Here is a 26,176-nt window from a genome sequence, read left to right as displayed (position 1 = left end):
CTATCTCTGTCCTAACTGCTTCTCAAGACTCTTAAACTGCTGCAGTCTGCGAATATACAGATTCTGTGCCAGTTCGATTCCAACTCTGATGAAACGTACCTTGTATCCCGGAACACTCTGTGCCAATTTCGGAAGGTCTACTGCAATAACGGTTCCAATCTTCGTATATCCACCGGTACTCTGACGGTCAGCCAGCATGATAATCGGCTGTCCATTGGACGGTACCTGGATAGATCCGAATGCGATTCCGTCGGAAATAATGTTTCCATCGCCTTTGTGCTGTACAGGCTCTTCACGTTTCAGTCTGCATCCCATACGGTCGAACTCGTTGGTAATCTCTGCTCCATACCAGAAGAAACGCTTCAGTTCTTTCTCGGTAAATTCAGAATCCTGCGGACCGGTAACAACTCTTAATGTAATCTCATTCTTCGGGAATACTTCCGGCTCTAGCTTACGCAGTTCCATATTCGGCAGTTCTGTCTTCGGATTCGCGAATCCGATCACATCACCTTTTTCCAGTTTTCTTCCGTGAACACCACCGAGATTATTTCTCATAAGGGTCGATTTGCTTCCCATTACAAGCGGTATATCTAAACCTCCTGCGAATGCAAGATAACCGATACGTCCATTTCCGCTGATCATTCCAAAGGAAAGAACATCTCCTGCATGTACCAGGAATGCCTGATACATCGGTGCCGGTTCTCCGTTAAGTGTTGCCTTAAGATCTCCTCCGGTAATCGCAACGATGATATCTTTCTCGAATCTTAAGGTTGGTCCCTGGAATGTCATCTCCAGAACGCCCTCGCTTCTCTTATTGCCAACTAATATATTCGCCAGATAGAAGGACTGTGTATCCATCGGTCCTGCCGGTGATACACCAAACTGCTGGTATCCAAAACGTCCCTCATCCTGCACTGTTGTCAGTATTCCCGGATTCTCTACTACAATTCCCATTTATTTCACCGCCTTTTCATTGCCCTTGCGGGTATAGGTATTCACACGATAGGTTCCTTTTTCCACGTCTCTGCGGATCGCATCATATTCACTCCGTGTAACCGGCATGTATTTTACCCAGTCACCTGCATGCACCAGGAACGGATCTTCCTTGGAATAGTCACAGACCTCGCACGGCGTGGTACCTACGATATTCCATCCACATGGCTGTGGGAACGGAATTAAGTTGGACTGATTCGTCTGGGCTACAATCGTTCTTCCCGGAATCTTTACTCTTGGAGATTCTCTTCTCTTAAAATGGAACGGTTCCTCGAATCTTGCTTTATACGCATGACCAGGTGCAAATCCAAGCATATATGTATAGTATTCATGTTCCGAATGCATACGGATGAATTCCTGGATAGAGATATCTTCGAATCTTGCACAATCCTCCAGATCCGGTGCCAATTCTCCTTCGTAGCAGATCGGAATCTCCTTCACAATACTGGACTGCTCCTTAGCCTGCCCCGCATTCTCCATGCGCTTCTTAATCTCTTTCTTCAATTCCTCGTACCTGATCACCTCAGGTCTGTAGTGAACCATTAATGAGGCATAAGTTGGAACCATCTCTTTGATTCCGTCTACAGGGTCATCGAGAAGACTCTGCATTAACCCTCTTACTTTCTGATTCACTTCCAGGCTGATCACATCTCCCATCTGGATAGATACAGCCGACTCGCCTACCAGCAGAAATTTTGCTTCCATCTGATATTCTTCCTTTCCTTTTGTAATTTTTACTATAAAATATTGTATTATTGCCGTTCCCTTTATTGATTAGTTACAGTATAACACAAGGCGTATTTTAAAAAAAATGAATTATTTAACTATAATATATTAAAATTTTTTATTTTTTCAGCAAAACTATAACAACTGCCCACATGAAAAGGGAGCGTATCAAGCTACATGCTGATACACTCCCTTTTCGTCTTTGATTCTTTTATCTATTCTACCTTCATCATCCGGTATCCAACACCGATATGCGTCTGGATGTACTGTGGTGAATCAGCATCCAGCTCCAGTTTCTTCCGCAGAGTCGCCATAAATACGCGTAAGGATGCCACATCGTTATCCCAGCTTCGTCCCCAGATATTCTGCGTGATGAATGTATGCGTCAGAACTTTTCCCACATTCTTAGACATCAGACACAACAGTTTGTATTCAATAGGTGTCAGATGCAGTTCCTGCCCCTCCAGGTAGGCACAGCCCCCGGCATAATCTATCCGCAGTTTCCCGTTGATGAATACGGAACTGGACGCCAGCATCTCCGCAGTCATATAAGAGAGCCTGCGCTGGGTCACGCGAAGTCTTGCCAGCAGTTCCTCCACAGAGAAGGGCTTGGTAAGGTAGTCATCCGCCCCCACGTCCAGGGCTTCGATCTTATCCGTATCCTCGCTTCTGGCGCTGATCACGATAATCGGCAGATTCGACCAGGACCGTACATTCTTGATTACTTCTATGCCGTCCATATCCGGAAGCCCCAGATCCATCAGAATGATGTCTGGATTATGGGAAGACGCTTCTAAGAGCGCCGTCTCACCGTTCGGCGCAGACAGATAACGGTAGTCATTGGTTTTTAATGTAGTCGTAATCAGATTGCGCACCGGCGGATCATCCTCTACAACTAAGATCAATGGTTTATTCATGCAGTTCAACCTCCCCTGCTGGTAATGTAAATGTAAAAACAGTTCCTTTCGGCTGATTATCAGTTACCGTAATCGTACCACCGTGGGCGGTAACGATCGCTCTGCACAGTGAAAGTCCAAGTCCTAAGCTTCTCCTGCTGTCCGCGACTTTATTCGCCCCACTGTAGAACATCTCAAAGACATGTGCCTTCTGTTCCTTAGCAATTCCCGGCCCGTTATCACGGACTTCCGTTACGATCCACCCATCCTTCCGCTCTATGCAGATCACAATATCAGAGCCTGCCGGCGTATATTTGACCGCATTGTCGATCAAATTGATTAGAAGTTGAACGACCAGCCTTACGTCAATCTTCGCAAGCAGCAACTCCTGCGAAGCAATCACACGGATATGATGTTCCTTACTTCTCCTTCCAATGTGGCGAAGCGCCTCTGCAATCACTTCATCCATCAGTTCCACCGACTGATTCAGCTTAACCTGATCGCCCTCCAGCCTGGTTACCGCCAGCAGATTCTCCACCAGATTGATCAGCCACATCGAATCATCATAGATATCTGTAAATATCCTCTGTCTTGCCCCATCCTCCAGTTTATCGTAATTTGTCATCAGATTGCTAGCATTGCCGGAAATCGATGTCAGCGGCGTACGCAGATCGTGAGAGATCGCCCGGAGCAGATTGGCACGGAGCTGTTCGTTCTTCGCAAATATCTCTGCCGCCTCTTTTTCGCGCGCATTTTTAATACTCTCGATTGCAAGCGCACACTCGCCCAGGATTGAGAGCAGCACGCTGTTCTCGAACGCCTCCAGCGGCACGCCTTCCATGGCGATTCCTACGACCCCGTATACCTTCTGGCTGGCTCTGATTGCCAGATACAGACATCTGGCATTCGACAAGGTATCCGTCGTAGCGCCCGCCCGCTTATTGTTACGGAATACCCATATAGCAACTGCTTTCTCATCCTCATCGGTCAGATCCACACAAGCGCTCCCCACTGTTCGGTATACATTGGGTTCGGACAATCCCTCCCCTTTGGGAAGATAGATCACGAGATCCTTTTGCAAAAGTTTCATCATCTGTTCTGCCGTCGCGCTAACCACCGCCTCTTCATCCTCTTCCTTCTGAAGGATCTGGTTCGTCTCAAACAGGATTTTCGTCCGGAATGCAGATCTGGCGGATTGCCGCGCGTTATCCTTTAACTTAGTTGCCAGCGACCCCGTCAGGAGCGCGATCATAAACATGATCATAAAAGTAACGATATAGGACGAATCATCGAAATGAAAGGTAAACCGCGGTACCGTAAAGAAGAAGTTAAACACTAACACACTTACCAAAGACGAGACCATACCGCAGATCTTGCTCGTTGTAACCACCGATACTACCAGTACCCCGAATATGTATACGCTGATGATATTTGCCTCGGTAAACCCAAGCCCGTAAAACAGATAACTAATCAGCGTAGCCACCAGCAACACAAGGATCGTTTTCCCGATATCCTTTACCGGCATGGAAAACATTCCAAGCCATCCCCTTTTCTGTTCTCGCCGCTGATCCGCCGATGAAGCGTCCGGGATAACATAGACGTCCAGATTCGGAGCCGCTGCAATCAGGCACTCCGTCAGGGACGGCTTGCTGAAGATACTCTTACGCGCCGCACTGCTTCGTCCGATCACGATCTTAGACACTCCGGAGAGTCTTGCGAATTCGGCGATCTGATAAGGGACATCTTCTCCGTAACTGGTCTCTACGGCGGCGCCAAGCTGTTCTGCCAGACGTATATTCTCGCGCAGCCGCTTCTGATCCGCCCCATCTATAACTTCTTCTTCCGGCGTCTGTACATACAATGCAGTAAAGTCCCCCCGAAACGCCATCGCCATCCTTGCCGCCGCCCGGATGATCTTAGGGTTTGACGGCGAAGGCGACAGGCACACTAAGATATGTTCGTCCGTATGGTAAAAATTCTGCCCCGAAGCAGCGTCTTTACAGTGGTGCAGTTCCTCCCAATCCGCATATCGGTGCTGAGCGATCCCTCTAAGCGCAGCAAGATGCTCCGCCGTTAAGCCTGCATCCGTTTTCTCCTGATCCATACGGCGAAACAGCCTGTCCGGCTCCAAATCTACCAATTCCACCCGGTCCGCCCGGTCAAATACGGAGTCTGGAATCCGTTCCCGGGCAGCGCCGCCAACAAGTGGGGCTATCGTATCATTCAGACTCTCGAGATCCGCGACATTCATCGTTGTGTATACGTCGATCCCCGCATTTAACAATTCCTGTGCATCCTGATATCTTTTTGCATGACGGCTTCCCGGTCCGTTGGCATGAGCAAGTTCATCAAGCAGAATCAGATCCGGGGCGCTCTTAAGCGCCGCGTCAATATCCAACTCCTCCCGGAAGCCTCCTTCGCCGGATATCCTTCTGACCGGCAGCCTCTCAATACCATCCGCAAGAGCCTCGGTCTTCGTCCTTCCGTGAGATTCCAGATACCCCACTGCCACGGCGGCGCCTCTTTCCTGCTCTGTTCGCGCCGCCCGAAGCATGGCGCAGGTCTTTCCCACACCGTCGGCATATCCGAAAAATATTCTAAGTTTTCCATATTGTTTTGGCATTTCTATTGATTCTCCTCCCACGATAAGTCAATCAGAGTATGCTCTGTTCGCGCATTATTATACCATCTTCTGTCCGTGCTTTCTATTTTTTGTTTCTGCCGCCAGCGTCTGCTCTTCCAGGCATTGTACCAGATACGCAGTCGCAGGATTCTTCTTCGACCAGAACGCCTTCTGCGGCAAATCTCCTCCTGCGATCGGTTCTACTGGGATTCCATCATATCTTGTATGAACAGGAGCCATCTCTAACAGGACCCGCCGGTTATTGAAAGGATTCTCAAAGAAAAGGCTTGCATGTTCCGATAAAAAAATAACATCCAGCAGTCCGGCATGTAATCTTTTTTCCAGTTCCTCCTCTGTTCCACTAAAGATATGAACGGACATCCCCGGATATTTTGCCGAACATCTGTCAAAAACGTCCGCAATACTCTCCGCAGCAAGCGGATTGGAACAGCCGATCCACAGCCAGCATTTCTGCTCTCTGGCCTCCTGTTCCTTTCGGTTCCTCTCAAGGAATCCATCCAGATTCTTCAGAACCACTCCTCCAAAAATCATGATCAAAGTCATCGCGGCAAGTAACAGTAACTCTTGCATCATCTCACCCCGCTTTCCCAGATTCCGCCTTATATGTGGAAGTATTTATGCAGATCCTTGTTCTTCCCAAGTACCAGCATGGTCTCTCCCGCCTCCAGAATAGTATCCGGAGATACCGGCAGTTCCAGTTTTCCTCCTTTTTTAATTCCCATAATATTGATGTGGTATTTCTTCCGTATATCAATCTGCCCCACCGAACGTCCCGCCCATCCTGCAGGAACCGGGATCTCGAACATGGCATGTTCGTCGTCCAGTTCTATATAATCCAGAATATGGTCGGCACTATACCGAATAGCGGTCCACTTCGCTATCTGTTTCTCCGGGTAGACAACCTCGTCCGCGCCGTTGCGCAGCAGGAACTTCGCCTGCACATCCCGAGCTGCTCTGGACACCACAAGGCTTGCACCCAGTTCCTTTAACAAAGATGTGGTCTCCAGCGAACTCTGGAAATCATTTCCGATCGCCACAATGCACACGTCATAATTACGGATTCCCAGAGACTCCAGGAAATCCGCATTCGTGCTGTCGCCGATCTGCCCATTGGTCACAAACGGCAATACTTCCTCTACCCGTTCTTCTACATGATCCACCGCCATAACCTGATGCCCTAACTGATTCAGCTGCAAGGCTACATGCTTTCCAAAACGCCCCAGCCCGATAAGTAATATAGATTTCATCCTCGCGTTACCTCCCTTAATCTTCTGTGATCTGTTCTGCTGTAATCTATCTGATACGAACGATCGTCTCCCATCGTCTATCCTACGGTAATCTTCTCTCTCGGCATCCTTACCACATTCGTATTCGTCCCGGACACCGCTGCAAACACCAGTGTCAGGCCGCCCACGCGTCCGAAAAACATCAGCAGGATCAGGATGCATCTGGACAAGGTCCCAATCTCCTGCGTGATCCCCAGAGAAAGTCCCACCGTACCGATCGCGGAAGCCGCCTCAAACAGGCAGTCCATGAGTGGAAGTCCTTCTGTAATGCTGATGACCAGACCGCCGGCAAAAAATAAAGTGACATACATCAGCAGAATCGTCGCCGCATTTTTTACTACCCCCAGATCTACCCTCCGTCCGAACAGATGTGTATCCTCTTTTCTGGAGAATGTGGAAACCGCCGCAGCGAACAACACCGCTACCGTCGTCGTCTTCATACCGCCCGCCGTAGATCCCGGCGAACCGCCAACCAGCATCAGCACGATCATCACCGACAGCCCCGCCTCACTCATCCCATTCAACTCCACCGTATTAAATCCTGCAGTACGGGGCGTGACCGACTGGAACAGCGACACAAGTATGCGTTCTCCGGGCGCCCAGGCACTGAATTCGTAAAAATAGAAAAATAAAGCCGGAACCAGGATCAGCGCAGCTGTCATACTTAAAATTACCTTGCTCTGCATCCGGTACCGGTGCAGACGCCATCGGTTCATCCGTATATCGTCCCACGTCAGGAATCCGATCCCACCGATCACGATCAACAACATGATTACCACATTGACCACCGGTTCTTGTGCATAGTCCGTCAACGAAGAGAACTGCTCCCGGATTCCCATCAAGTCGAATCCTGCGTTACAGAATGCGGACACCGAATGGAACAGCGACATCCAGATTCCCCTGGCGCCATGGTCACCGATAAATACAGGCGCCATCAGAGCTGCTCCGAGCAATTCGATGCATAACGCTGTACGAATGATGAATCCTGTCAGCCGCACGATACCGCCTACCTTGGGCGCTGCGATTGCTTCCTGCATTGTACTGCGCTGCATTAGAGATATCTTACGTCCCGAAAGGATAGAGAATAAAGCCGCCACAGTGATCACTCCCATGCCGCCAATCTGAATCAGCATCATCAATATTATCTGTCCGAAATCCGACCAGTACGTCGCCGTATCGTGAATGACCAGCCCCGTCACACAGACTGCAGAAGTCGAGGTAAATAAGGCCTCCAGAAACGGAGTCGCCACTCCCTCTTCCGAAGCCGCCGGGAGCATCAAAAATACCGTACCGATCAATATTACGCTGGAGAATCCAAGGATGATGATTTGAAAGGAAGTGAGTTTCTTTTTCCTATGCACACCTCTGTCTTTATGTATAAGCTTGTTCATATGTAAAAAATTCCTTTACACCTCTTTATTTTATCTTAATATACGTCAGGTAAGATAAAGAAGGTAAAAAAGTCTTCGCATTCATATTAAGACCGCATAAAGATTTTGGCAGGTTCCTTATCTATTTGCTCAGGATACCATCTAACATCAGGTTAACCTTCAGCACAAAGGATTAAAATTTTGCATTAAGAAGAGTAATTCTCCGTTAAGACGGCGTTAATATCTTTTTTTCCCGAATGGCACGGCGGTACAAAAGGGGCTGTAAAATAAGTTCCTAAAGAAAAATCGCCCAGACCGTGAGGCCTGAGCGATTTTTTGGTATAATTAATTTATGCTACTAAACAAAAATACCAATGGTAATTATACCATTCGTCAGCTGAAATTACCATTGGAAATAGAAAAATTAATTGATATCTCTGATCCGGTATATACTTTTTGCGAAGTTATGAATCACATCGATCTATCAAAATATTTTGTAGAGAAAGGATACAAAACAGGTCGCCCAAGATGTGATGAACAGAAACTCCTCAAAGTAATACTCTTTGCATTTATGGAACATGGTATCTGTTCTCTGCGAAAAATTGAAAAACTCTGTAGAAATGATATTCGATACATGTATCTTCTCGATGGTATGAAGGCCCCTTCTTTTGCCACCTTCGGAAATATCATCCGAAATGAACTGACGAATTCTATAGAACAAATATTCATGGATGTAAATACATATATTTTCGAAAAAGAGCATGTTGACTTGGAACATACCTATATTGATGGTACTAAAATAGAGGCGAATGCAAACCGCTATACCTGGGTATGGAAAAAATCCTGTACTAAGAATCGAGAAAAGGTTTTTAACAAGATATCGCTTCTGATTGATGCCATGAACAAAGAGGTTCTTGGATATTTAGGTGTGAAGCTTGAAAAGCGCGAGGAGTATGCAATCGATTATGTTTCTGAACTGCTGGAAATGTACAAAACGGGAACAAATCTGAATGAATCCGCGTTTGTTTCCGGTTGTGGTTACAGAAAAAGCATTCAACAAAAACAGTATCAAGAATTACAGGGATATCTTGAACGATTGAAAACTTATGCACGTCATATAGAAATATGTGGAGATGAACGAAATAGTTATTCTAAAACAGATCATGATGCTACTTTTATGAGATTAAAACGAGACTATATGGGAAATGATCAGTTACTTCCAGCATATAATCTTCAGGCAGCTATCTGTGATGAATATATTGCAGTAGTTGACGTAAAACCATACGCATCTGATATGGAATGCTTTGTTCCCTTGATGGAAAAATTTCACAAAACTTATGGACATTATCCAAAGTATCCAGTTGCAGATGCAGGATATGGTTCCTACAATAATTATCTTTATTGCGAAGAGCATGGAATGGAAAAATATATGAAATTTACTATGTTCAAAAAGGAAACAACAGATAAAAAGTATTACGAAAACCCATACCGTGCAGTGAATTTTAAACAAGACGAAGTAGGAAATCTCATATGCCCAAACGGAAGGAAATTCATTTTCAAATACAACCGTCATGTGTATAAGAATAAATATGGTAGAACAGAAGAAATCTATGAATGTGAATCATGTGAAGGATGTCCATATAAAAAAGAATGTTGTCCGAAGACATCAGGCAACAGGACAATCCGTATGAATCAAGAGTTGACCTCGATTCATCAGGAGGTAATTTCAAACCTCGAATCCGTACACGGAGCACTTCTGAGAATGAACAGAAGTATTCAAGCAGAAGGTGCATTCGGTATTCTGAAATGGGATAGATCTTACAAAAGGCTATTTCGAAGAGGCGAGAAAAATGTTATTTTGGAGCTTACACTGATTTCTTGTGGCTTTAATCTGTATAAGTATCATAATAAGAAACAACGCTTCCAGTTAGCAGCTTAAAGATAATGTGTTATCCACATAGTCTTTATTAAGTGCACTTATTTTTAATGAAATCATTCTCATATATCGAAATATTTGATGTAATATACGAAGAAACGCCCGAACCGGCCTTTGCCGGAACGGGCCTTTCTTGATGAGGAACTTATTTTACAGGCCCTTTTGTACCGCCTCTTCGTGTTTAAGATTCTGCCAGCCTGTAATTTCCTACATATCCCCAGTCCTTTCCGCTTAGATAATGACAGATCTCCCGTTCGAATATCTGCGTTGCTTTTCTCCTTCCTTCGTTCGGGTATTTGTGCCTGATCATATAAGTGATCCGCTCTGGCGGCTGTACCGCATTACCGATCTTGCTCACATACACCTGACGCAGGCTACTGATACGCTCTACCACGGATACCGGGGCGATCGCCCACATTCCTTCCTCTGACAGGAGATGGAACAACAGCTCGAATGTATCCACCTCCATACGGGACCTCTCTCCCTTGCTCACCCACTGGTCATGCCAGATCTGGTAATTCGCCTCCCAGCTTAAGAAGATCTCCCGGCTTAAGTCTAACTCATCCGTATGTATCACTGGCTTCTTAATCTTAGTATCCGCCGATTGTATAATGTACATCTTCTCTTTTAATATAGGTTCTGCCACGATATTCTTAAAATGCAGATGATGATAAACGAATCCCAGATCAATCTCATGATTCTCCAACAATCCATATATTTCATAAGAATAATGTGTCTTAATTCTCAGATTCATCATCTGTTCTTCCTGTTTTAGCATATCCCGATACAAGTCAAAAAAGATTGCACTGTTCAGCGTGTCCGTACAGGCAATAGTCAGATATAATCTCTCGTTGTTGTCTTTGAGAAGCCGCATCTCCTGCCAAATGGAAATCCATCGTTCTGCAATCGGAATAAACTCCTCCCCCTGTGAAGTCAGTTCGATCTGCTTATACCCCTTCTTTCTTGTAATCAGATCAATCCCCAGTTCTTCCTCCAGTGATTTCAGCCTGTGACTAACTGTCGGCTGTGACAAGAACAGGTTCTCAGCAGTCTTCGTAATATTCTTCGTCTTTACTATCATTAGAAATGTTTCAATCTCTGACAAGTTCATACGCTTCCTCCTCTCATACACACAAATGCACATATTTTCATCCGTTTAAATATAAAATTTATTAATATTATACAGCGAAATTATTCATTTCACAATTCCAAATATTCGTGCTATGCTTATTACAAGCAAAAAAACGTAACGTCCAATAAGGAGGATGAAAAAATGAACGACGAAAAATATGGAGTATTATTTTCTGACGAATACCAGAAAAGCCTGAAAGATCAATTCTGCTACGCAGATGCAGACCCAGAGCATGGCGAAAGACTTTTCTTCGAGAACTCCGGCGGATCTCTGAGATTAAAAAGAGCCGTAGAAATCAAAGCTGCCGTTGAAGAGTTCCCAGATTGCCCGGAGCGTGTACGTGGAAGAGGTTATGAACTTTCCCACTATGTATCCGGCGGAACAAAAGATATTCTGGAAACAGTATTCGGCGCTAAGAGTGGTTCCCTGATCTCAGAACTATCCGCTTCTCAGACAATGTTCAACGCTGTAGGAACTATTATGCTTGGTGCTGGCTGGGGAACAAATGCAGTTACATCTTCACTGGAGCATCCATCTGCACACGATGCAGTTGAGCACTATTGCCAGAGAACCGGACGCGAGTTCCGTGTTGTACCTGCTAACAAAGAGACCGGCGGTCTTGATGTTGACACAATCATGGAATACGTAGATAAAGATACTGTACTGTTAAGCATTATGGCCGCATCTAACATCTCTGGTAACATCATGGATATCAAAGAGATTGTACGCCGTGCAAAAGAGATCAATCCTGAGATCTATATTGTAAGTGATGCTGTACAGCATGCTCCACACTGTGCAATCGACGTAGAAGATTGGGGCGTAGATGTATCTAACTTCGCACCTTACAAGTTCTTTGGCGTACGTGGATGTGGTTTCTGCTATGTATCTGATCGTGTATCAGCATTGCCTCACCACAAACTGACCCACAAGGACAACAGCATCTGGCAGCTTGGTACTCCAACACCAGGAAATTTCGCAGCAATGATGGCTGTTATTGATTATGTATGTGAGATCGGTGCTCACTTTATCGAAAGCACGAACAGGCGTGAATTATATGTAGAAGGTATGCGCCGCATCCACCTTCAGGAGAGAGCTCTTCTCTACCGCTTACTGGAAGGAACTGATGAAGTGCCGGGATTAAGACATATCGACAAGGCTGAAGTATATGTTGATATGGAAGACCTTACATACAAGGATCTGATTGTTGCTATGGGAATCAAAGGTATCGAATTCTCTGACCTGTCCCAGAAATACTTGGAGCACGGTATAACCGTATTCGAGCGTTTGAACACAAGCCCATATTCTAAGAGAATCGTAGAGTCTCTTGGACTTGAAGGAGCAATCCGTGTATCTCCTCTTCACTGCCATGGAAGAGATGATATTGATAAGTTCCTGATTGCTACAAAAGAAATTGCCGATAACGTATAACTCCTCTCGTTTACGTCATATATAGACGACCGAACTGCTGCCTTCCCCACATATAGGGCAGCAGTTCCTTTTTTGGGGACGGGGAAATGAATAGAATGGAGGGTTTAATATGAAACTGACAATACTGGGAACTGGAAATGCTGCTGTATCCGAATGCTACAACACATGTTTTGCCATTTCTGATGAAGGAAGACATTTTCTCATAGATGCAGGCGGCGGAAATAGAATTTTAAAAGTACTGAAAGACACAGGGATCGCAATCACTGATATCCATGACATCTTTGTTACTCATGAACACGTAGATCACGTTCTTGGAATCATCTGGCTGATTCGTATTATCGGACAGAGAATGAATCAGGGGAAATACGATGGGGAACTCAGAATCTACTGCCACAAAGAATTATCTGAGAAGATCCAGGCAATCGCCAATATGACAATTCAGCAGAAAGTCTGCAAACATATGGGGGAGAGGATTCGTTTTGACATTGTTGAGAGCGGCGACCAGCGTGAAGTTCTCGACTGTCCTGTGACTTTCTTTGATATCGCCTCTACCAAAGCGAAACAGTTTGGGTTCACTATGCAATTGAAAAATGGCAAGAAGTTCACTTGCGTTGGGGACGAGCCATATAATGAAGTGAATTATGAATATGTGAAGGGCAGCGATTGGCTTCTCCATGAGGCATTCTGCCTGTTTGGCGAGGCAGATAAGTTCAAGCCTTACGAGAAACATCACAGCACGGTTAAAGAAGCCTGCCAACTGGCTGAAGAACTTGGAGTACCGAATCTGCTTCTGTATCATACGGAAGAAACGCATCTGGCCGAGCGTAAGAAATTGTATACCGAAGAAGGACAGCAGTACTATCATGGGAATCTGTATGTGCCGGATGATCTGGAGACATTCGCACTTTAACGTGACGCATTGGGGACGGGGAAATTGCAATTTCCCCCGTCCCCAATTGGATTTGCCGTGTCCCTTTTTCGATTTGCCGTGTCCCTTTTTAACTTCTACTCCTCCACCAGTTCCACAAATTCCTTCTTCTCGAATTCCTGTATCGAGATATGCTTCTTATTTGGATTCGCATAGACAAACGTCTTATCCACATTCTCCAGATAATTCTGTATCTTGTCGTTGGTCGCGCTGATAATCGCCTGGAATCCAAGCCCCCTGATCAGCGAGATACAACTTGCCACTTTCTCCGCATCCATCTTGGAAAATGCCTCATCCAACACCACCAGCCTTATCGTTGGATTCCTCTGCATCTTCGCCGACTGATTGATCCGATACACCTGCGCGAAACTTGCCAGCAGCGCTACATACAGCGGATTCTGTCCCTCACCGCCGGAGTTCTTCTTAATCATCTTGCCAAGCCCAATGGTCATATCCTTCTCGCCTTTTACAATCTGCTGCATATCGAAGGAGAGATAAGTCCGGTAATCCGCATACTTATCCATATTCTTTTTCGCCTCTTCCAGTTCTTCCTTCGTAGCATTCTCCGGCGGAATGAAGATATTAATCAACTCATTCATCAGATCCCCATATTGATCCTCATGCTCCATCGTAAACATATTCAACTGATTCTCCATTGAATCCGTCAGCTGAGAAGGATGAATCTGCAAGGAATCATCCATGAACATCTTATAATATCTTCCGTCCGCCCCTTTATTCTTCGTAATGACAAACTGATACTTATCCTTACCAAAATCCAATCCACTGATAATCCGATTCAACTCATCCCTGCGCTGGTACGCTTCACGGATCGCACTGCGGATCTTGAATATGAAGTCATCTTTAAAATGCTCTACCGCCGAACGCGCCTGCTCTTTCGCAGATTCCTTGAATGCTTCCAGATCATCGCACTGAAGACTTTCTAATAATTGCTCATAAGGTTCGTTACTACGGATTGCAGTAGAGAATGTCCGGTTCGGATAACTGCGGATGTAACTGCTCCGCTCTTCCACTAACTTCTGATAATTCTGCTCTTCTTCTTCACGCATCGGAGAGAGTTCGGAGATCCTTTGACGCTTAAGATAATCGTAATTTGTAGATTTCTTGCCAGACAAATACTTCTGGAATTCTTGCTCATATGTAGTCATATTCATATCCTGATTTTCTACACTGTCATTCTCCACCAACTCAACTGCCGTATCTGTCCTTGGCATTCCACCAGCATTTGCATTCTGAGCAACACCATCTTCTAATTGTACTTTCAATTTCACTCCAAGTTTTCGCCTCTGCTCCAGCAACGCACTCTCCGCTTGCAAGACTTCCTCACTCAGCCTGTCAATCTCTCTTCGATTCCCCCAGATTCCCTCCTGTACCTTCGTAATCTGGTTCTTTTTCTCATCCTGCTGCCGCGCAAGTTCTCCCTTCTGAAGTTCCCACGCATCCACGGATTCTTCCTTCAATTTACGCATCTTCTCCGTAATCTGCGCTTTCTTTCGCTCCTTCGCAGGCATCTCCTTCACATCTGCCATCCAGCCAAGATAATCTCCAATCGGCTGATTCAACATCTCCAGCTGCATCGTCTTACGGATATCCTCCAGCGTCTCCTGAAGCGGTATCCTCTCATCCTGCAATTTCTGGCATCGCTCCTCCAACTGCCGCACCCGCTGACGCATACTGATCTCGCCAATATACGCACGTCTGGTATAATTCTCCGGATTAATATGCTGCAAACGATAACTGTGATACATCACGCAATCCGGCGTAATTCCGATCCGGCACTCACGGAGTTCTACAATCGTCTCACACTTCATCACATTTCCCAAGAAGAAATCAATATATGCCTGCACATAAGGCTCCTTCGCCCGCACTTCTTCCGCCAGTGACCCCGGACGTACCTGATGCGCCTCTTTTGACACCTTCTCCGTATCCACCACCGCCGCCCGGAAGAACTTCTTCTTATCCATCTCCTCATAGATATCCATCGCAGCCTTGGCATACCCCGGCTCCACCACAAGCAGCAGTTTATGATTGCCCATGTAGCCTTCCACCGCATTCTGCCACCGCTCGTCCTTCACATCCAGAAGATCCGCCATAATCTGCACATTCACGAACTTCCCGCATCGCTCATGCAGACGGTTCCGCAGTTCATATCTCGCCTCTTCCAGTTCCCGCGGATATGCCTTCTTTCCCTGCTTCAGCGCCTTTAACTCCTCCCGCGCCTCTTTCTCTTCTTTCTTTACTTTACGAAGGTCCGCATCCGTCTCCTGCCTCTGCTCTTCCAGTTCCTCTTGAATATCACGGAAACTCTCCATCAAACGTTCCATCTCCTCTTCGGAAATGTCCCCGTCCGCGAATTTCTCGATATCCCATATCGTCTGATTCGGTGTCACATCCTGATTCTTCCATTCCGCCAAGCGCTCCGCCGTTTGCTGCCATCTGACCTTGCTATTCCTAAGTCTCTCCAGCGTCTCATTCAGCGCTCCCAGTTCCGCTTCCAGATTCGAATACCCACTATTAGCAATCCGAAGAATAATCTCCTCGTATTCCTTCTGCAGTGCAGACTGCTCCTCTTCAAGCCGCGCCTTCTGCCCTTCCAGTCCGGCAATCTCCTCCTGCCGGTTCTTCATCTTATCCCGGCACTCCTGAATCTTCGCCTCCAACTGCAGCATTTCCAAACGGTCGATCTGATAGGAGCATAATTCCACTTCCTTACGCTTCTCGTCATATCTCTGATAAATCTCCCGAATCTGCGTAAGTTGGCGAATCTCCTCCAGCGTTTCCTCAATCTTATTGCGCATCCGCCCATACTGCATCACGCTTTCCTGCAAATCCTCAATATGGATGTCCTGCTCCATGCAGATATATTCTTTCACAAAATCTTCCAGCTTAATATTCATGCGAAATGGAATCGCTCTTTTGAACAATCTCGGGAATTTCTCCATATCCAGCCCGCCCAGGTAAATGTCATACAACTGCCGGCGGAATCTCTCATTGCTCGGTCCACAGTAGAACCTCTCCGGCGAAAACGTCCTCTGCAGATACTCGCGCATCTCCATGGTAGTCAGACACCTGCTTTTCGTACGATAAGAATTCTCCAATAACCCGCCCGTATGCCAGAAGAACAGCCTGCTGATCTCATTGGTCGCCGTCTCCACGTCAAACACAACGCCCACGCATTGCTTCTCCTTCGTGTTCGTCTGCTCCAATTCCAGCACGATCGTACTGGAGAAATTCTGATTCCGCAGATACTGAGACTCATTATTCTCACTGATATTCACCATGCCACGGAGATACTCGATCAGCGTCCGGTCCGAATCATCTGCTGCCGCTTTATTAAAGAAGCCACGCCCATCCGTATTGGCATACAGCACGATCTGGATGGCATCAATCACCGTAGACTTCCCGCTTCCGGAATGCCCTGTGAAGAAATTAATCCCCTCATTCAGTGTCAATATCTTCCTATCTATATAATGCCAGTTATTCAGGCATATCTTCGAGAGTGCTTTGAATGGCTGCTTCATCTCCAATGTGATCCTCCTCCCCGAACGTCTCTAACAGTTCCTTAATATCATCGCCCATCAATACCGCATGAATACACGGATAGATGACAAGCCTTGTATGCTCATTCAATTCTTCCAATACATCCAGCGGCTCAATCATCTGATATTTCTTAAGAAGCGCAATAGTACGCCGCATCTCCGTCGGTGACGGTAGACTCGTAAGCACGCGGAACTCCCCCGCCTTCCCATTCACCGCTCCTAATGTCGTCACAATATGGCTGCTCGACGATACATTCGCCATCTGCTCATCGTAAATGAGTTTCAACACGAGCAGATATATGGTTGCAAGCCGTGGCAGTTTCTCACCCCACAACATCTCCTCCTGGATATAGATCACACCCATGTGGGCATTCTCCTTCAATGCAATCCCCGCCACGGCAAAATACGCCCGCAGGAATTCTATATGCTTGCTGCATGTCCGATACTCCGGTACATACTGCATACGCCCTGAACGTCTGTCGAATCTGCGTTCCAGGAGGTAGGTCTGACGATATAAGGTCTGAATTACTTCTGTGACATCCTCCTGCTCCTCCTGGGTTAGTTGTTCAAAATAATCTATCATTGCCATTTTATACCCTCCTGCGCACAAACTTAAGCGCCGGATACTTATATCCAGCTCTCTCAACCATCTCCGTCTCTTCCTCCAGCACCATATATTTACTATTCTTCCTCGTACTATAATCATACGCCAGGATCAATTTCTCAAAATCCTCTTCCTCCGTAATGTCAACCTTCGCCGCATCCATAATCTCATCTTCCATACGGTTCTCGATAAACTCTTCGATCTGCTCCTTACTGTACCGCATCTGAATCCGGTTCAGGCGCAGCACATCTTCCTTATCCAGATCCTCCATCGCCTCATCTGCTGCCATCTGACTGATAAAATCCTTTCGCCCTTTTCTTCTTTTATATAATGATTTCTCCGATAACATTTCCAATAAAGAGAGGTTCATCTTCGCCCCGGTTTCTCGGATAATCTCTTCCCGCTCTTCGCCGGAAGGCGCAGCAGACATCCGGTTCAAAAGCTGTACCACCAGACCTTTCGTATCCGTCTCACCGCTAAGAAGATAGTTAAGCCTTGTCACCGTCGCCCGTACATACTTGGTATGTTCCTTATCCATATTGGAAATGCGGTGCTCAATGTCATCGAATCCCCGCTCGATCAGGTCCAGAAGATCCAGTACGTCATCCTTCGTATCTCCCATCATCTTCGAACGCTTTCTTACCTTCTCTATCCACTCCTCGTTCTCACGCATTTCCCGGATGCATTTCTTAATATCCATCTTATAGATGTAGAAATTATCCGAAGTCTTCAGTATATGGTACTTCTTGCGGACAATCTCTTCTACGTATCCGTCCAAATGCTCTTTTAGCAGATCCCCATAGAACTCCTGATCCAGAAGCCTGCCGAAGAACTTGTCCATGTTGTGAAGCATGTCCTGCAATGCTTTGTTCAGCCGCCTCGTATTCACCAGCGCCGTCCGCAGCATACTTAGGTTCGCCCGAGGGTCATTCTGGAATGAGAAGAGCGTTGCATAGACATTCTGGATATAGATATCCGTCTCTTCCAGGTCTTCGGAATTGATCCTCTCGAATGCCTCGATGAATACCGCCGCATAATCCGGGATGACGATATTCGTCACCAGCGTATTATAATCTTCGATTCTTTTCAGCCACCCCGTCTTCAGAAGCCAATTCAAGATGCGTGAAGATGGTGTTTCCAGCATATCAATCCTGGTCTCACCCTCTTCCCACTGTAATTCAAAACGTTTCTTCGCATTCATGTCGCTTAAAACCTGGATGCACACTTCACGGGTGAGAAAATAATTACTGTATTGGTATTCTTCGTTAATGCACAGAAGTGCTTCTATGTATATCTCCCGGTTCACGGAGCGGAACAGGCTCCAGAAGGTGTCCGGGATCTCTTGGCGTAGCTGCATATGTACTCTCCTCTATTTGTTTGCCCTTATATTTGTTTACCCTTATTCTTGCAACATCACTATCTCTAATCAACAGATTGCCATGTGCTTCTCCAATATTTTCACAAATTCAGCCAGTCCTTCCCTGTCATCCTCATCAAGTGCATGCAAGTTTCCCTTGAAATGGCCCAAGGACAAGTTTTCCATCTTCCATAAGATAGAATCCCACCCAGTTAATATCCGTCAAAGTTTCATTCAAAAGTGCGGATGCATTGGCTAAATTAGAAATTAAGTAAGGCACTTGCCCGATTACTCCCTTTAGCTGTTTACTTAGCAACTTGTATATAGATTTTTTATCAGCAGATTCCATTGCAGAAGTCGTATTCATCATATCAAAACCTTTCTTTTGTCATTCTGATTCATTTTAACACTTTTATAAGGGTATTTCTATAAAATTAAGAATTACAATTTGTCGGATTTCTTGAATTTTATGTCGAAAATTGCTATGATAGAAGAAATTGATTATGGAGGGATTACTCGTGTCTGAAGAATTAAGCGTTGTAAAAGAAGAAAATACCGAAAATAAAATCGTCCCACTCGTGAACAAAACTGCCTCTGATGAGGCTGAAAATAAAGTTGAAGATAACGTTGCTGATAAAGCAAACCAAGCCAAGACTGCTTCCGAAACATCTGAAGTTAATACCCCAGTCCAGTCTGCCGCACCGATTATGGCAGCAGAACCCGCGACAGCAGAACCTGTGACTGAGAGTCCCGCCCCGAATACAGCCGCTGCTCCTGGGTCATCCGACACACACCAGTCCGCTGCAAGCCAGTCCAATAACAACGGATTTGGCGGTAACACTTCACAGAACAACTCCTCTGGCACACAGAAGTCTGCCAGTTTCATAAGATCATCCTATACCAAGGATTCCAGTGACGACTTTGATTTTGACGAAGATGAGGGACCGAAGAGGCATTTCTTCCATTTCCGCTCTAAGGATAACAGTTACTCCAGAGATCAGCTAATCCTGTCCCGCATCAAAGACGAGGATCTTATGGACTATCTCAAATTAGAACAAGAGAGACTGGAATTCTTGCAGCAGGCAAAAGAAGTGAAAGAAAAAAGACTTCTGACTGCATTCCAGTTAACAATCTCATTGGCAGCAATTGTGGCGGTTACTTATCTGCTTAAGGATAATCCGACCATTCTCATAAGCATCTTGTATATTGTCGGAATTATTGCTGCGCTTAATATCTGGAAGAATCCTCGCGATAAGAGCAAAGGGAAGAAATAAATATAACATCAATATCTTACTTTTAACAGAACCGGTGTAATACGTATTATACCGGTTCTTCTATTTTATCCCATTGGGATTAATTTATCTTATCACACCATCATCCCCGCCAGAATCACGCTCGCCACCAAGCCCGCAAATGTAGCGAATAACGCGCCTCCCAGCGTATATCTCGTCTTCGTTACCTTCGCCGTCATATAATATACGCTCATAGTATAGAATATCGTTTCCGTACAAGACATGCTGATCGATGCAATCAGCCCTATGTAAGAATCCGTGCCATATTCCTTGAATACGTCCAATAAAAGCCCGGTTGCAGCAGACGATGAAAACATCTTCACCACCGTAAGCGGCACCAGTTCCCCCGGGAAGCCAATATATTCTGTGAACATCCCTATGACCTCCGACAGGAAATCCAGGAATCCCGATGCACGCAGTATTCCCACCGCCACCATCAGCCCAACCAGGGTTGGCATAATCTTGATTACGGTAAAGAAACCACTCTTCGCACCTTTGATGAATGTGTCATAGACGTTGACCTTCATTAGGATACCGTAACTGACAATTCCAAAGATCACAAGAGGCACGATAAAATCTGTCACATATAATAATAAATTCATACAGTACACCCCCTATCTATGTATATGCATTGGGGACGGAGGAAATTGCAATTTCCCCCGTCCCCAATGCGATTTGCCGTGTCCCCTTTTGGATTTGCCCTGTCCCTTTTTGATGATTCTACTCTTCTACCATCTCATACACCGCAGTTCCAAATGCCGGAAGCCTCAATGTTCCTTCTACTGTCTCCCCTGTATACATCAGTTTCCCCGGTTTCTTCAATACACATTCCACCTCTTCTGCCTGGAAGTTCAGCACGAACAGATACCTCTTCCCGCCATTTTCTCTCATTACCACCTGTACCGTCTCCGGGGCTTCTATGAATTCTCCGAACGGTTCAAGAATTCCCGTATATTCCAATAACTTCTTCACATTCTCTCTGGAGAATGTACTGCCGAAATGGATTGTCCGTCCTTTTCCTGTCTGTTTCTCTGTCACCGCAGCCTTTCCGGCATAATAGCTATTCTCATATACTGCCAGCACTTTCGTATCTTCCAACGTATCCATGATATCATTGAATAGAGGCATCTCTATCCGTTCTCCTCCAAAATCAGCCAGAACCGGCTCCTCTGCCGGACTTGTGAATGTGAAATCTCTGACATCCGATCCCGTAAGTTCCTGAAGAAGCCCCGGCTGTGGCAGCATGACACATCTGCCATTCATATCTTTATACCCGGCACGGCATCCAATAATCAAAGCACCTCCCCGATCCACATAGGATTTTAGAAGAGCAGCCCGTTCTTCGCTCATCAAAGTCGGATGCGGATAGAATATCACCGGATATGCGGCAAGGTCTTCTACCTCACTGTCTTCTTGCAGGTAAATCACATCATAAGGGGTATGATTCAGTTCGGACGCAACAAAGATCTCCTTTTCACTTGCTTTCCAAACTCTCTGATGCCATGCATCCACCTCTATATCCCATTCATTATCATAGTCTTTCACCAGTGCAAATGCCGCCACATTCTTAGCACCACATACTGGATCTAATGTTTTCAACTTCTTATAGAAATCTCGCACCTCTGCAATCTTCCGGTTATCCCTGTTATCATAATCCAGAATTCCATGCCAGTAGATCTCCGTTCCTACCGTACAGGTTCTCCAGCGGAAGAATGAGATATAATCGGCTCCCTGTGCCACACTCTGCATTGCCCAGAGCGTTAACTGTCCCGGTCTTGGCGCCGGTCCCTCCATCCGGGTTGTCCATCCATTTGCTCCTGACTGCTGCTCCATAATTCCGAAATGCGGACAGATAGAGCGCACTTCGTTCAGGTGCATGGTCCATTTGCGGTCATTCAGATCGTCTGCCGTCTCCAGATTCCTATCCAGTCCGAATGCGAAACTTGGATAAGAATCATAGGTATACACATCCAGGCAGTCTTTTTCCATACGGTGATTGTCCACATTCCAGAACATTCCGTTCGTAGTAACGAAATCCTCCGGCTTTTTGTATTTCCGAATAATCTCTGCCTGCATTTTGCAATATCTCAGCATGCTGTCCGAAATGAATCTGTAATAATCCAGGTGCTGATGCGGATTAATTCCCTCATTCAGAACCGTCCGCGGCACATAGATCTGCTCCCAGTCTGTATAAGTCTGGTTCCAGAAAATAGTTCCCCATGCCTCATTCAATTTCTCAAGTGTCCCGTATTTTTTCTGAAGAAATACGCGGAATGCTTCCGAATCTGACTCTGAATAGAATTCACAAGTCTCACAGTTCAGTTCATTATCAATCTGCCATCCAACGATTGCCGGATGTTTGCCATAATGCTCTGCTTCCTTCTCCACGATCCGTGCACTCAACTTCTGATAAATCGGAGAATTATAGTTGTAGTGCCTTCTTCCGCCATGCCGATAAAGCACCCCGTCCTTTCTTGCATTCAACACTTCTGGGTACTTCTCAGTCAGCCACGCAGGAGGCGTTGCCGTCGGTGTTCCGAATATAACCTTCATCTCCTTCTTGCTGCACAGATCCAGGAACTCATCAAAGAAATCAAAAGTAAATACTCCTTCTTCCGGTTCTACTTTATTCCACGCGAATTCTGCAATTCGAATCACCGTGATTCCTGCTTCCAGCATCCGATCCAGATCCTGCGGCCATAATTCTTTATTCCAATGCTCCGGATAATAGCAAGTTCCCATCGTCATTTTCTGCCACTGATAATTCTGTTTGTGATTCATATTATCTCTCCTTTACTGTCATATCTTTTCTGTATGTTTCTTTCGATATATTTTAGTTTCAGTATATCATACTTTATACTGTCTCTGTACTGGCAAACACATTTTACTTTATTCTTTTACATTAATCTCTCTCACGTTTCTGCAAAAAAATATATTTGCCATACATTTGTCTCATTGAAAATAAATCACAGAACGCATATACTACATTATATAGTCTGTATGATTTTATTGTTGCAGGAATCATAACCCTCTAAGATGTATATGACAAAATTCCCTAATAAATATATAAAAAGCAAAAGAAATGGTGATTATATGACAATGGTATCAAAACATTTTAAAAATCTTATTTCCAGCCATGCTGCCAAAGAAGCGCAGGATTTCAGTCAGGGCAGCATATCCTCTAACATACTGCGGCTCGCTATCCCCATGACATTAGCACAACTAATTAATGTCTTATATAACGTGGTAGACCGCATTTATATCGGTCATATTCCACACACTTCAACACAGGCATTAACCGGAATCGGGCTGGCACTTCCGATCATTACGATCATCACCGCATTCGCTAATCTATTCGGAATGGGAGGGGCACCGCTTTTCTCAATGTCACGAGGTGCTGGGGAAACAAAACGTGCTCAGAAAATCATGGGCAATTCCTTCGCCATGCTCTTACTATCCGGCACAGTTCTGGCTGTTATATGTTATATCTTTAAGCATCCGCTGCTCTATCTCTTTGGCGCCAGTGATATTACTTATCCCTATGCCAATGCATACCTTCGCATCTACCTGCTGGGGACATTATTCGTCATGACGAGCCTTGGCATGAATAACTTCATCAATGCCCAGGGATTTGGCATTACCGGAATGCTGACAGTCTCCATCGGTGCGATCTTGAATCTCCTGCTGGACCCACTGTTCATCTTCGTCTTTCATATGGGAGTCCAGGGTGCTGCGCTGGCAACAATTATCTCCCAGTGCATCTCCTCTATCTGGGTATTACACTTCTTAGTCGGCGATAAAGCAATTATTAAGTTAACTAAGAAATGTATGAGATTACAAATATCTCTAATTAAAGAAATCACTGCTTTAGGTCTTGCAGGATTCATCATGTCCATTACCAATGGCTCCGTACAGATTATCTGCAATGCTACGCTGCAGCGCTATGGAGGCGATCTGTACGTCGGCATCATGACTGTAATTAATTCCGTCCGCGAGATCATAACCATGCCCGTAAGCGGCATGTCCAGCGGTGCCCAACCTGTGATGAGTTTCAACTATGGCGCAAAAGAATATAAACGGGTCAAATCCGCGATCAGTTTTACCACCATATTTTCTATCATATTTACCTTAGCCGCGTGGGCGCTCCTGTTCTTCTTCCCACGCTTCTTCATCCACCTGTTCAACAGTGATCCGGAACTTCTGGAAGCAGGTGTACCTGCCATGAGACTATATTTCTTCGGTATATTCATGATGGCACTCCAATTCGCCGGACAGTCTACCTTCACTGCCCTTGGCAAATACCGGCACGCTGTCTTCTTCTCCCTGTTCCGCAAGGCTATTATCGTCATTCCACTGACCCTGTGGCTCCCGACCATCGCCGGACTCGGAACAAATGGCGTATTCTTAGCAGAGCCCATTTCAAATTTCCTGGGTGGCATAGCATGTTTTGTTACAATGATGATGACCGTGTGGAGGAAACTAGAAGATACACAATAGCAACTTTTCCCTGTCCCTTTTTTCTATTTGCGTCCTAATTATCCCTTCACCTACATATTTATTATAGGAGATAGAATACGAATATCCCAAATGGAGGTTCCTCATATGTTAAATTATCTGTGGGCGGGCATGATATTGCTCGGCATCATCTTCGCTGCCTTTACCGGACGAATGCCGGATATTACGAACGCTGCCATCGACTCCTCCAAAGAGGCCATTACGCTCTGTATCACCATGATGGGAGTCATGTCGTTATGGGTCGGATTGATGGAAATCGCAACAAAAGCAGGAATTATAAGTGCCGCCTCTAAAAAGATCCAGCCAATGATTCGTTTCTTATTTCCTAGCCTTCCAGTTGGTCATCCAGCGGAACAACACATCACGACCAATATGATTGCTAATGTTCTTGGTCTTGGGTGGGCGGCGACTCCGGCAGGTTTAAAAGCAATGGAAGAACTTGGACGGCTGGAAGATGACAGAAGAAAGGGGCGTATGCCAGGACCAGTAAGTAAAAAAGGAATTGCAAGTAATGAGATGTGTACTTTTTTGATCATCAACATCTCGTCTTTGCAGATAATCCCTGTCAATGTCATTGCATATCGGAGTCAGTATGGCAGCGTAAATCCTGCGGCAATTGTGGGAGCCGGCATTATAGCAACGGCAATCAGCACACTTGCCGCTATAATATATTGCAAAATAATGGATCGGGACTAGAACGTTCTAAAAGCCTCCGAAGTAGAAAGTCGTATTTCCACTCCAGAGGCTTTTCTTCATTTCATTCTTAACTTTATATTCTCTTATAAATGCTTTCCACCGGCTTATATAAAACCGCAATTGCAATAATCATGAACACCGCATTAATCGCTGTTGCAGGAATGGATACCACTGATCCCATAAAGGCTGCCGCAAAACCACTTCCAAGTATCATCATCTTAATCGTCCCCATAACCAGTTCAATCAAAATATTCAGGCACCCATAGATCACTGCACAGATGACAGCACTTGTATATTCTTTCGTCTTATTGCCATCCGCCCGCTTTTTCATAATGACAAATATCGCGCCTACAATCAGACATTTGACAATCGTCTCAATAAATACCTGTGGAATATCCTGCATATATCCATTCAAAATATCAAAAATTACCAATCCGACAGTTCCTGATACAGCACCTCTTTTTCCACCCTGAATCAACACTCCCATTACTACAAATATGTGTCCAAAATGTACAAACGGCGTTCCAACTGCTGCCGGAAGCGGTATTCTAAATGACTGAATTCCGAGAAATGTAATCGCTGCAAAAAATGCGGTGATAACCATCGCCTTTACTCTGTCTGTTCCTGTTACATCTGCTCTTGCCATACTGATTCCCATCCTATTATACCCTAACCTTTCCTCTATACTCATTCTTGACCTATAATTTATAATGATCAATCATATAACTGTCAAATATAATACCACCAGAGTGGTTACGCAGAAACAGCCAGTTATTTTATATTTGACCAATCCAGTTCTCTAAATTATTAATTTTT

General features: G+C 45.4%; 21 protein-coding genes. 6 read left to right on the top strand and 15 right to left on the bottom strand.

The window, feature by feature from the left end; genetic code table 11:
• From ACQRBN_RS05805 to ACQRBN_RS05775, 7 genes are all read right to left on the bottom strand, one after another.
• Window positions 1-954, bottom strand: coding sequence for a biotin-dependent carboxyltransferase family protein (locus ACQRBN_RS05805; RefSeq protein ID WP_427738034.1), 954 nt, complete (start codon window positions 952-954; stop codon window positions 1-3).
• Entirely contained in the window at window positions 955-1,698 is a 744-nt protein-coding gene (locus tag ACQRBN_RS05800; protein ID WP_427738033.1) for a 5-oxoprolinase subunit B family protein, read from the bottom strand.
• 236 nt (window positions 1,699-1,934) lie between these two features.
• Window positions 1,935-2,636 (bottom strand): response regulator, encoded by a 702-nt coding sequence (locus ACQRBN_RS05795; RefSeq protein ID WP_427738032.1) that lies wholly within the window; start codon window positions 2,634-2,636, stop codon window positions 1,935-1,937.
• Entirely contained in the window at window positions 2,629-5,238 is a 2,610-nt protein-coding gene (locus ACQRBN_RS05790; RefSeq protein ID WP_427738031.1) for a DUF4118 domain-containing protein, read from the bottom strand. The genes ACQRBN_RS05795 and ACQRBN_RS05790 overlap by 8 nt, the downstream gene beginning before the upstream one ends.
• A gap of 57 nt (window positions 5,239-5,295) precedes the next feature.
• On the bottom strand, window positions 5,296-5,832 hold the full coding sequence (locus ACQRBN_RS05785) for a hypothetical protein (protein ID WP_427738030.1): 537 nt from the start codon (window positions 5,830-5,832) through the stop codon (window positions 5,296-5,298).
• Between the two features lie 26 nt (window positions 5,833-5,858).
• Window positions 5,859-6,506, bottom strand: a complete 648-nt coding sequence (locus ACQRBN_RS05780) for a potassium channel family protein (protein ID WP_427738029.1) — start codon at window positions 6,504-6,506, stop codon at window positions 5,859-5,861.
• A 77-nt stretch (window positions 6,507-6,583) separates the two neighbouring features.
• The gene (locus ACQRBN_RS05775; RefSeq protein ID WP_427738028.1) at window positions 6,584-7,936 is read right to left on the bottom strand and encodes a TrkH family potassium uptake protein; all 1,353 of its coding nucleotides are present in this window, start codon (window positions 7,934-7,936) and stop codon (window positions 6,584-6,586) included.
• A 331-nt stretch (window positions 7,937-8,267) separates the two neighbouring features.
• Here ACQRBN_RS05775 and ACQRBN_RS05770 point away from each other — a divergent pair, with 331 nt between their 5' ends.
• Complete coding sequence (locus tag ACQRBN_RS05770) at window positions 8,268-9,854, top strand: transposase (RefSeq protein WP_427738027.1); 1,587 nt, start codon at window positions 8,268-8,270, stop codon at window positions 9,852-9,854.
• A 178-nt stretch (window positions 9,855-10,032) separates the two neighbouring features.
• On the opposite strand, the gene ACQRBN_RS05765 is transcribed toward ACQRBN_RS05770, so the two are convergent.
• Complete coding sequence (locus ACQRBN_RS05765) at window positions 10,033-10,962, bottom strand: LysR family transcriptional regulator (protein WP_427738026.1); 930 nt, start codon at window positions 10,960-10,962, stop codon at window positions 10,033-10,035.
• Window positions 10,963-11,124: 162 nt separating this feature from the next.
• Here ACQRBN_RS05765 and ACQRBN_RS05760 point away from each other — a divergent pair, with 162 nt between their 5' ends.
• Window positions 11,125-12,411 carry an aminotransferase class V-fold PLP-dependent enzyme gene (locus ACQRBN_RS05760; RefSeq protein WP_427738025.1) on the top strand — a complete coding sequence of 429 codons (1,287 nt, stop codon included), beginning with the start codon at window positions 11,125-11,127 and terminating at the stop codon, window positions 12,409-12,411.
• 109 nt (window positions 12,412-12,520) lie between these two features.
• A complete protein-coding gene (locus tag ACQRBN_RS05755; protein WP_427738024.1) occupies window positions 12,521-13,321 on the top strand; it encodes an MBL fold metallo-hydrolase in 801 nt (266 codons plus the stop codon).
• Window positions 13,322-13,416: 95 nt separating this feature from the next.
• On the opposite strand, the gene ACQRBN_RS05750 is transcribed toward ACQRBN_RS05755, so the two are convergent.
• From ACQRBN_RS05750 to ACQRBN_RS05735, 4 genes are all read right to left on the bottom strand, one after another.
• Window positions 13,417-16,884: an ATP-binding protein gene (locus ACQRBN_RS05750; RefSeq protein ID WP_427738023.1), complete on the bottom strand. Its 3,468-nt coding sequence runs from the start codon at window positions 16,882-16,884 to the stop codon at window positions 13,417-13,419.
• The gene (locus tag ACQRBN_RS05745) at window positions 16,835-17,479 is read right to left on the bottom strand and encodes a DUF4194 domain-containing protein (protein WP_427738065.1); all 645 of its coding nucleotides are present in this window, start codon (window positions 17,477-17,479) and stop codon (window positions 16,835-16,837) included. Before ACQRBN_RS05745 ends, ACQRBN_RS05750 begins: the two co-directional genes overlap by 50 nt.
• Window positions 17,480-17,486: 7 nt before the next feature.
• Window positions 17,487-18,857 (bottom strand): Wadjet anti-phage system protein JetA family protein, encoded by a 1,371-nt coding sequence (locus tag ACQRBN_RS05740; protein ID WP_427738022.1) that lies wholly within the window; start codon window positions 18,855-18,857, stop codon window positions 17,487-17,489.
• Window positions 18,858-18,993: 136 nt separating this feature from the next.
• On the bottom strand, window positions 18,994-19,227 hold the full coding sequence (locus tag ACQRBN_RS05735; protein WP_427738021.1) for a GAF domain-containing protein: 234 nt from the start codon (window positions 19,225-19,227) through the stop codon (window positions 18,994-18,996).
• A 148-nt stretch (window positions 19,228-19,375) separates the two neighbouring features.
• Between ACQRBN_RS05735 and ACQRBN_RS05730 the strand changes: the two genes are divergently transcribed.
• A complete protein-coding gene (locus ACQRBN_RS05730) occupies window positions 19,376-20,131 on the top strand; it encodes a hypothetical protein (RefSeq protein WP_427738020.1) in 756 nt (251 codons plus the stop codon).
• A 92-nt stretch (window positions 20,132-20,223) separates the two neighbouring features.
• On the opposite strand, the gene ACQRBN_RS05725 is transcribed toward ACQRBN_RS05730, so the two are convergent.
• Together ACQRBN_RS05725 and ACQRBN_RS05720 are read right to left on the bottom strand one after the other, a co-directional pair.
• Entirely contained in the window at window positions 20,224-20,751 is a 528-nt protein-coding gene (locus ACQRBN_RS05725; protein ID WP_427738019.1) for a spore maturation protein, read from the bottom strand.
• Between the two features lie 118 nt (window positions 20,752-20,869).
• Window positions 20,870-22,930, bottom strand: coding sequence for a beta-galactosidase (locus tag ACQRBN_RS05720; protein ID WP_427738018.1), 2,061 nt, complete (start codon window positions 22,928-22,930; stop codon window positions 20,870-20,872).
• Between the two features lie 318 nt (window positions 22,931-23,248).
• Here ACQRBN_RS05720 and ACQRBN_RS05715 point away from each other — a divergent pair, with 318 nt between their 5' ends.
• Window positions 23,249-24,646: an MATE family efflux transporter gene (locus tag ACQRBN_RS05715; RefSeq protein ID WP_427738064.1), complete on the top strand. Its 1,398-nt coding sequence runs from the start codon at window positions 23,249-23,251 to the stop codon at window positions 24,644-24,646.
• Window positions 24,647-24,751: 105 nt separating this feature from the next.
• On the top strand, window positions 24,752-25,360 hold the full coding sequence (locus ACQRBN_RS05710) for a nucleoside recognition protein (protein ID WP_427738017.1): 609 nt from the start codon (window positions 24,752-24,754) through the stop codon (window positions 25,358-25,360).
• 73 nt (window positions 25,361-25,433) lie between these two features.
• On the opposite strand, the gene ACQRBN_RS05705 is transcribed toward ACQRBN_RS05710, so the two are convergent.
• Window positions 25,434-26,006, bottom strand: coding sequence for an ECF transporter S component (locus tag ACQRBN_RS05705; protein WP_427738016.1), 573 nt, complete (start codon window positions 26,004-26,006; stop codon window positions 25,434-25,436).
• Between the last annotated feature and the right edge of the window lie 170 nt (window positions 26,007-26,176).

The sequence above is a fragment of the Bariatricus sp. SGI.154 genome, assembly GCF_050313795.1.
Classification (GTDB): Bacteria; Bacillota; Clostridia; order Lachnospirales; family Lachnospiraceae; genus CAMBRQ01.
This window is presented reverse-complemented; position numbering and strand designations above follow the sequence as displayed.

What these genes read in the sequence shown, in the direction of transcription:
- ACQRBN_RS05805 (WP_427738034.1), bottom strand. Translation starts at nt 954, where the DNA reads ATGGGAATTGTAGTAGAGAATCCGGGAATACTGACAACAGTGCAGGAT.
- ACQRBN_RS05800 (WP_427738033.1), bottom strand. Translation starts at nt 1,698, where the DNA reads ATGGAAGCAAAATTTCTGCTGGTAGGCGAGTCGGCTGTATCTATCCAG.
- ACQRBN_RS05795 (WP_427738032.1), bottom strand. Translation starts at nt 2,636, where the DNA reads ATGAATAAACCATTGATCTTAGTTGTAGAGGATGATCCGCCGGTGCGC.
- ACQRBN_RS05790 (WP_427738031.1), bottom strand. Translation starts at nt 5,238, where the DNA reads ATGCCAAAACAATATGGAAAACTTAGAATATTTTTCGGATATGCCGAC.
- ACQRBN_RS05785 (WP_427738030.1), bottom strand. Translation starts at nt 5,832, where the DNA reads ATGATGCAAGAGTTACTGTTACTTGCCGCGATGACTTTGATCATGATT.
- ACQRBN_RS05780 (WP_427738029.1), bottom strand. Translation starts at nt 6,506, where the DNA reads ATGAAATCTATATTACTTATCGGGCTGGGGCGTTTTGGAAAGCATGTA.
- ACQRBN_RS05775 (WP_427738028.1), bottom strand. Translation starts at nt 7,936, where the DNA reads ATGAACAAGCTTATACATAAAGACAGAGGTGTGCATAGGAAAAAGAAA.
- ACQRBN_RS05770 (WP_427738027.1), top strand. Translation starts at nt 8,268, where the DNA reads ATGCTACTAAACAAAAATACCAATGGTAATTATACCATTCGTCAGCTG.
- ACQRBN_RS05765 (WP_427738026.1), bottom strand. Translation starts at nt 10,962, where the DNA reads ATGAACTTGTCAGAGATTGAAACATTTCTAATGATAGTAAAGACGAAG.
- ACQRBN_RS05760 (WP_427738025.1), top strand. Translation starts at nt 11,125, where the DNA reads ATGAACGACGAAAAATATGGAGTATTATTTTCTGACGAATACCAGAAA.
- ACQRBN_RS05755 (WP_427738024.1), top strand. Translation starts at nt 12,521, where the DNA reads ATGAAACTGACAATACTGGGAACTGGAAATGCTGCTGTATCCGAATGC.
- ACQRBN_RS05745 (WP_427738065.1), bottom strand. Translation starts at nt 17,479, where the DNA reads ATGATAGATTATTTTGAACAACTAACCCAGGAGGAGCAGGAGGATGTC.
- ACQRBN_RS05740 (WP_427738022.1), bottom strand. Translation starts at nt 18,857, where the DNA reads ATGCAGCTACGCCAAGAGATCCCGGACACCTTCTGGAGCCTGTTCCGC.
- ACQRBN_RS05735 (WP_427738021.1), bottom strand. Translation starts at nt 19,227, where the DNA reads ATGATGAATACGACTTCTGCAATGGAATCTGCTGATAAAAAATCTATA.
- ACQRBN_RS05725 (WP_427738019.1), bottom strand. Translation starts at nt 20,751, where the DNA reads ATGAATTTATTATTATATGTGACAGATTTTATCGTGCCTCTTGTGATC.
- ACQRBN_RS05720 (WP_427738018.1), bottom strand. Translation starts at nt 22,930, where the DNA reads ATGAATCACAAACAGAATTATCAGTGGCAGAAAATGACGATGGGAACT.
- ACQRBN_RS05715 (WP_427738064.1), top strand. Translation starts at nt 23,249, where the DNA reads ATGGTATCAAAACATTTTAAAAATCTTATTTCCAGCCATGCTGCCAAA.
- ACQRBN_RS05710 (WP_427738017.1), top strand. Translation starts at nt 24,752, where the DNA reads ATGTTAAATTATCTGTGGGCGGGCATGATATTGCTCGGCATCATCTTC.
- ACQRBN_RS05705 (WP_427738016.1), bottom strand. Translation starts at nt 26,006, where the DNA reads ATGGCAAGAGCAGATGTAACAGGAACAGACAGAGTAAAGGCGATGGTT.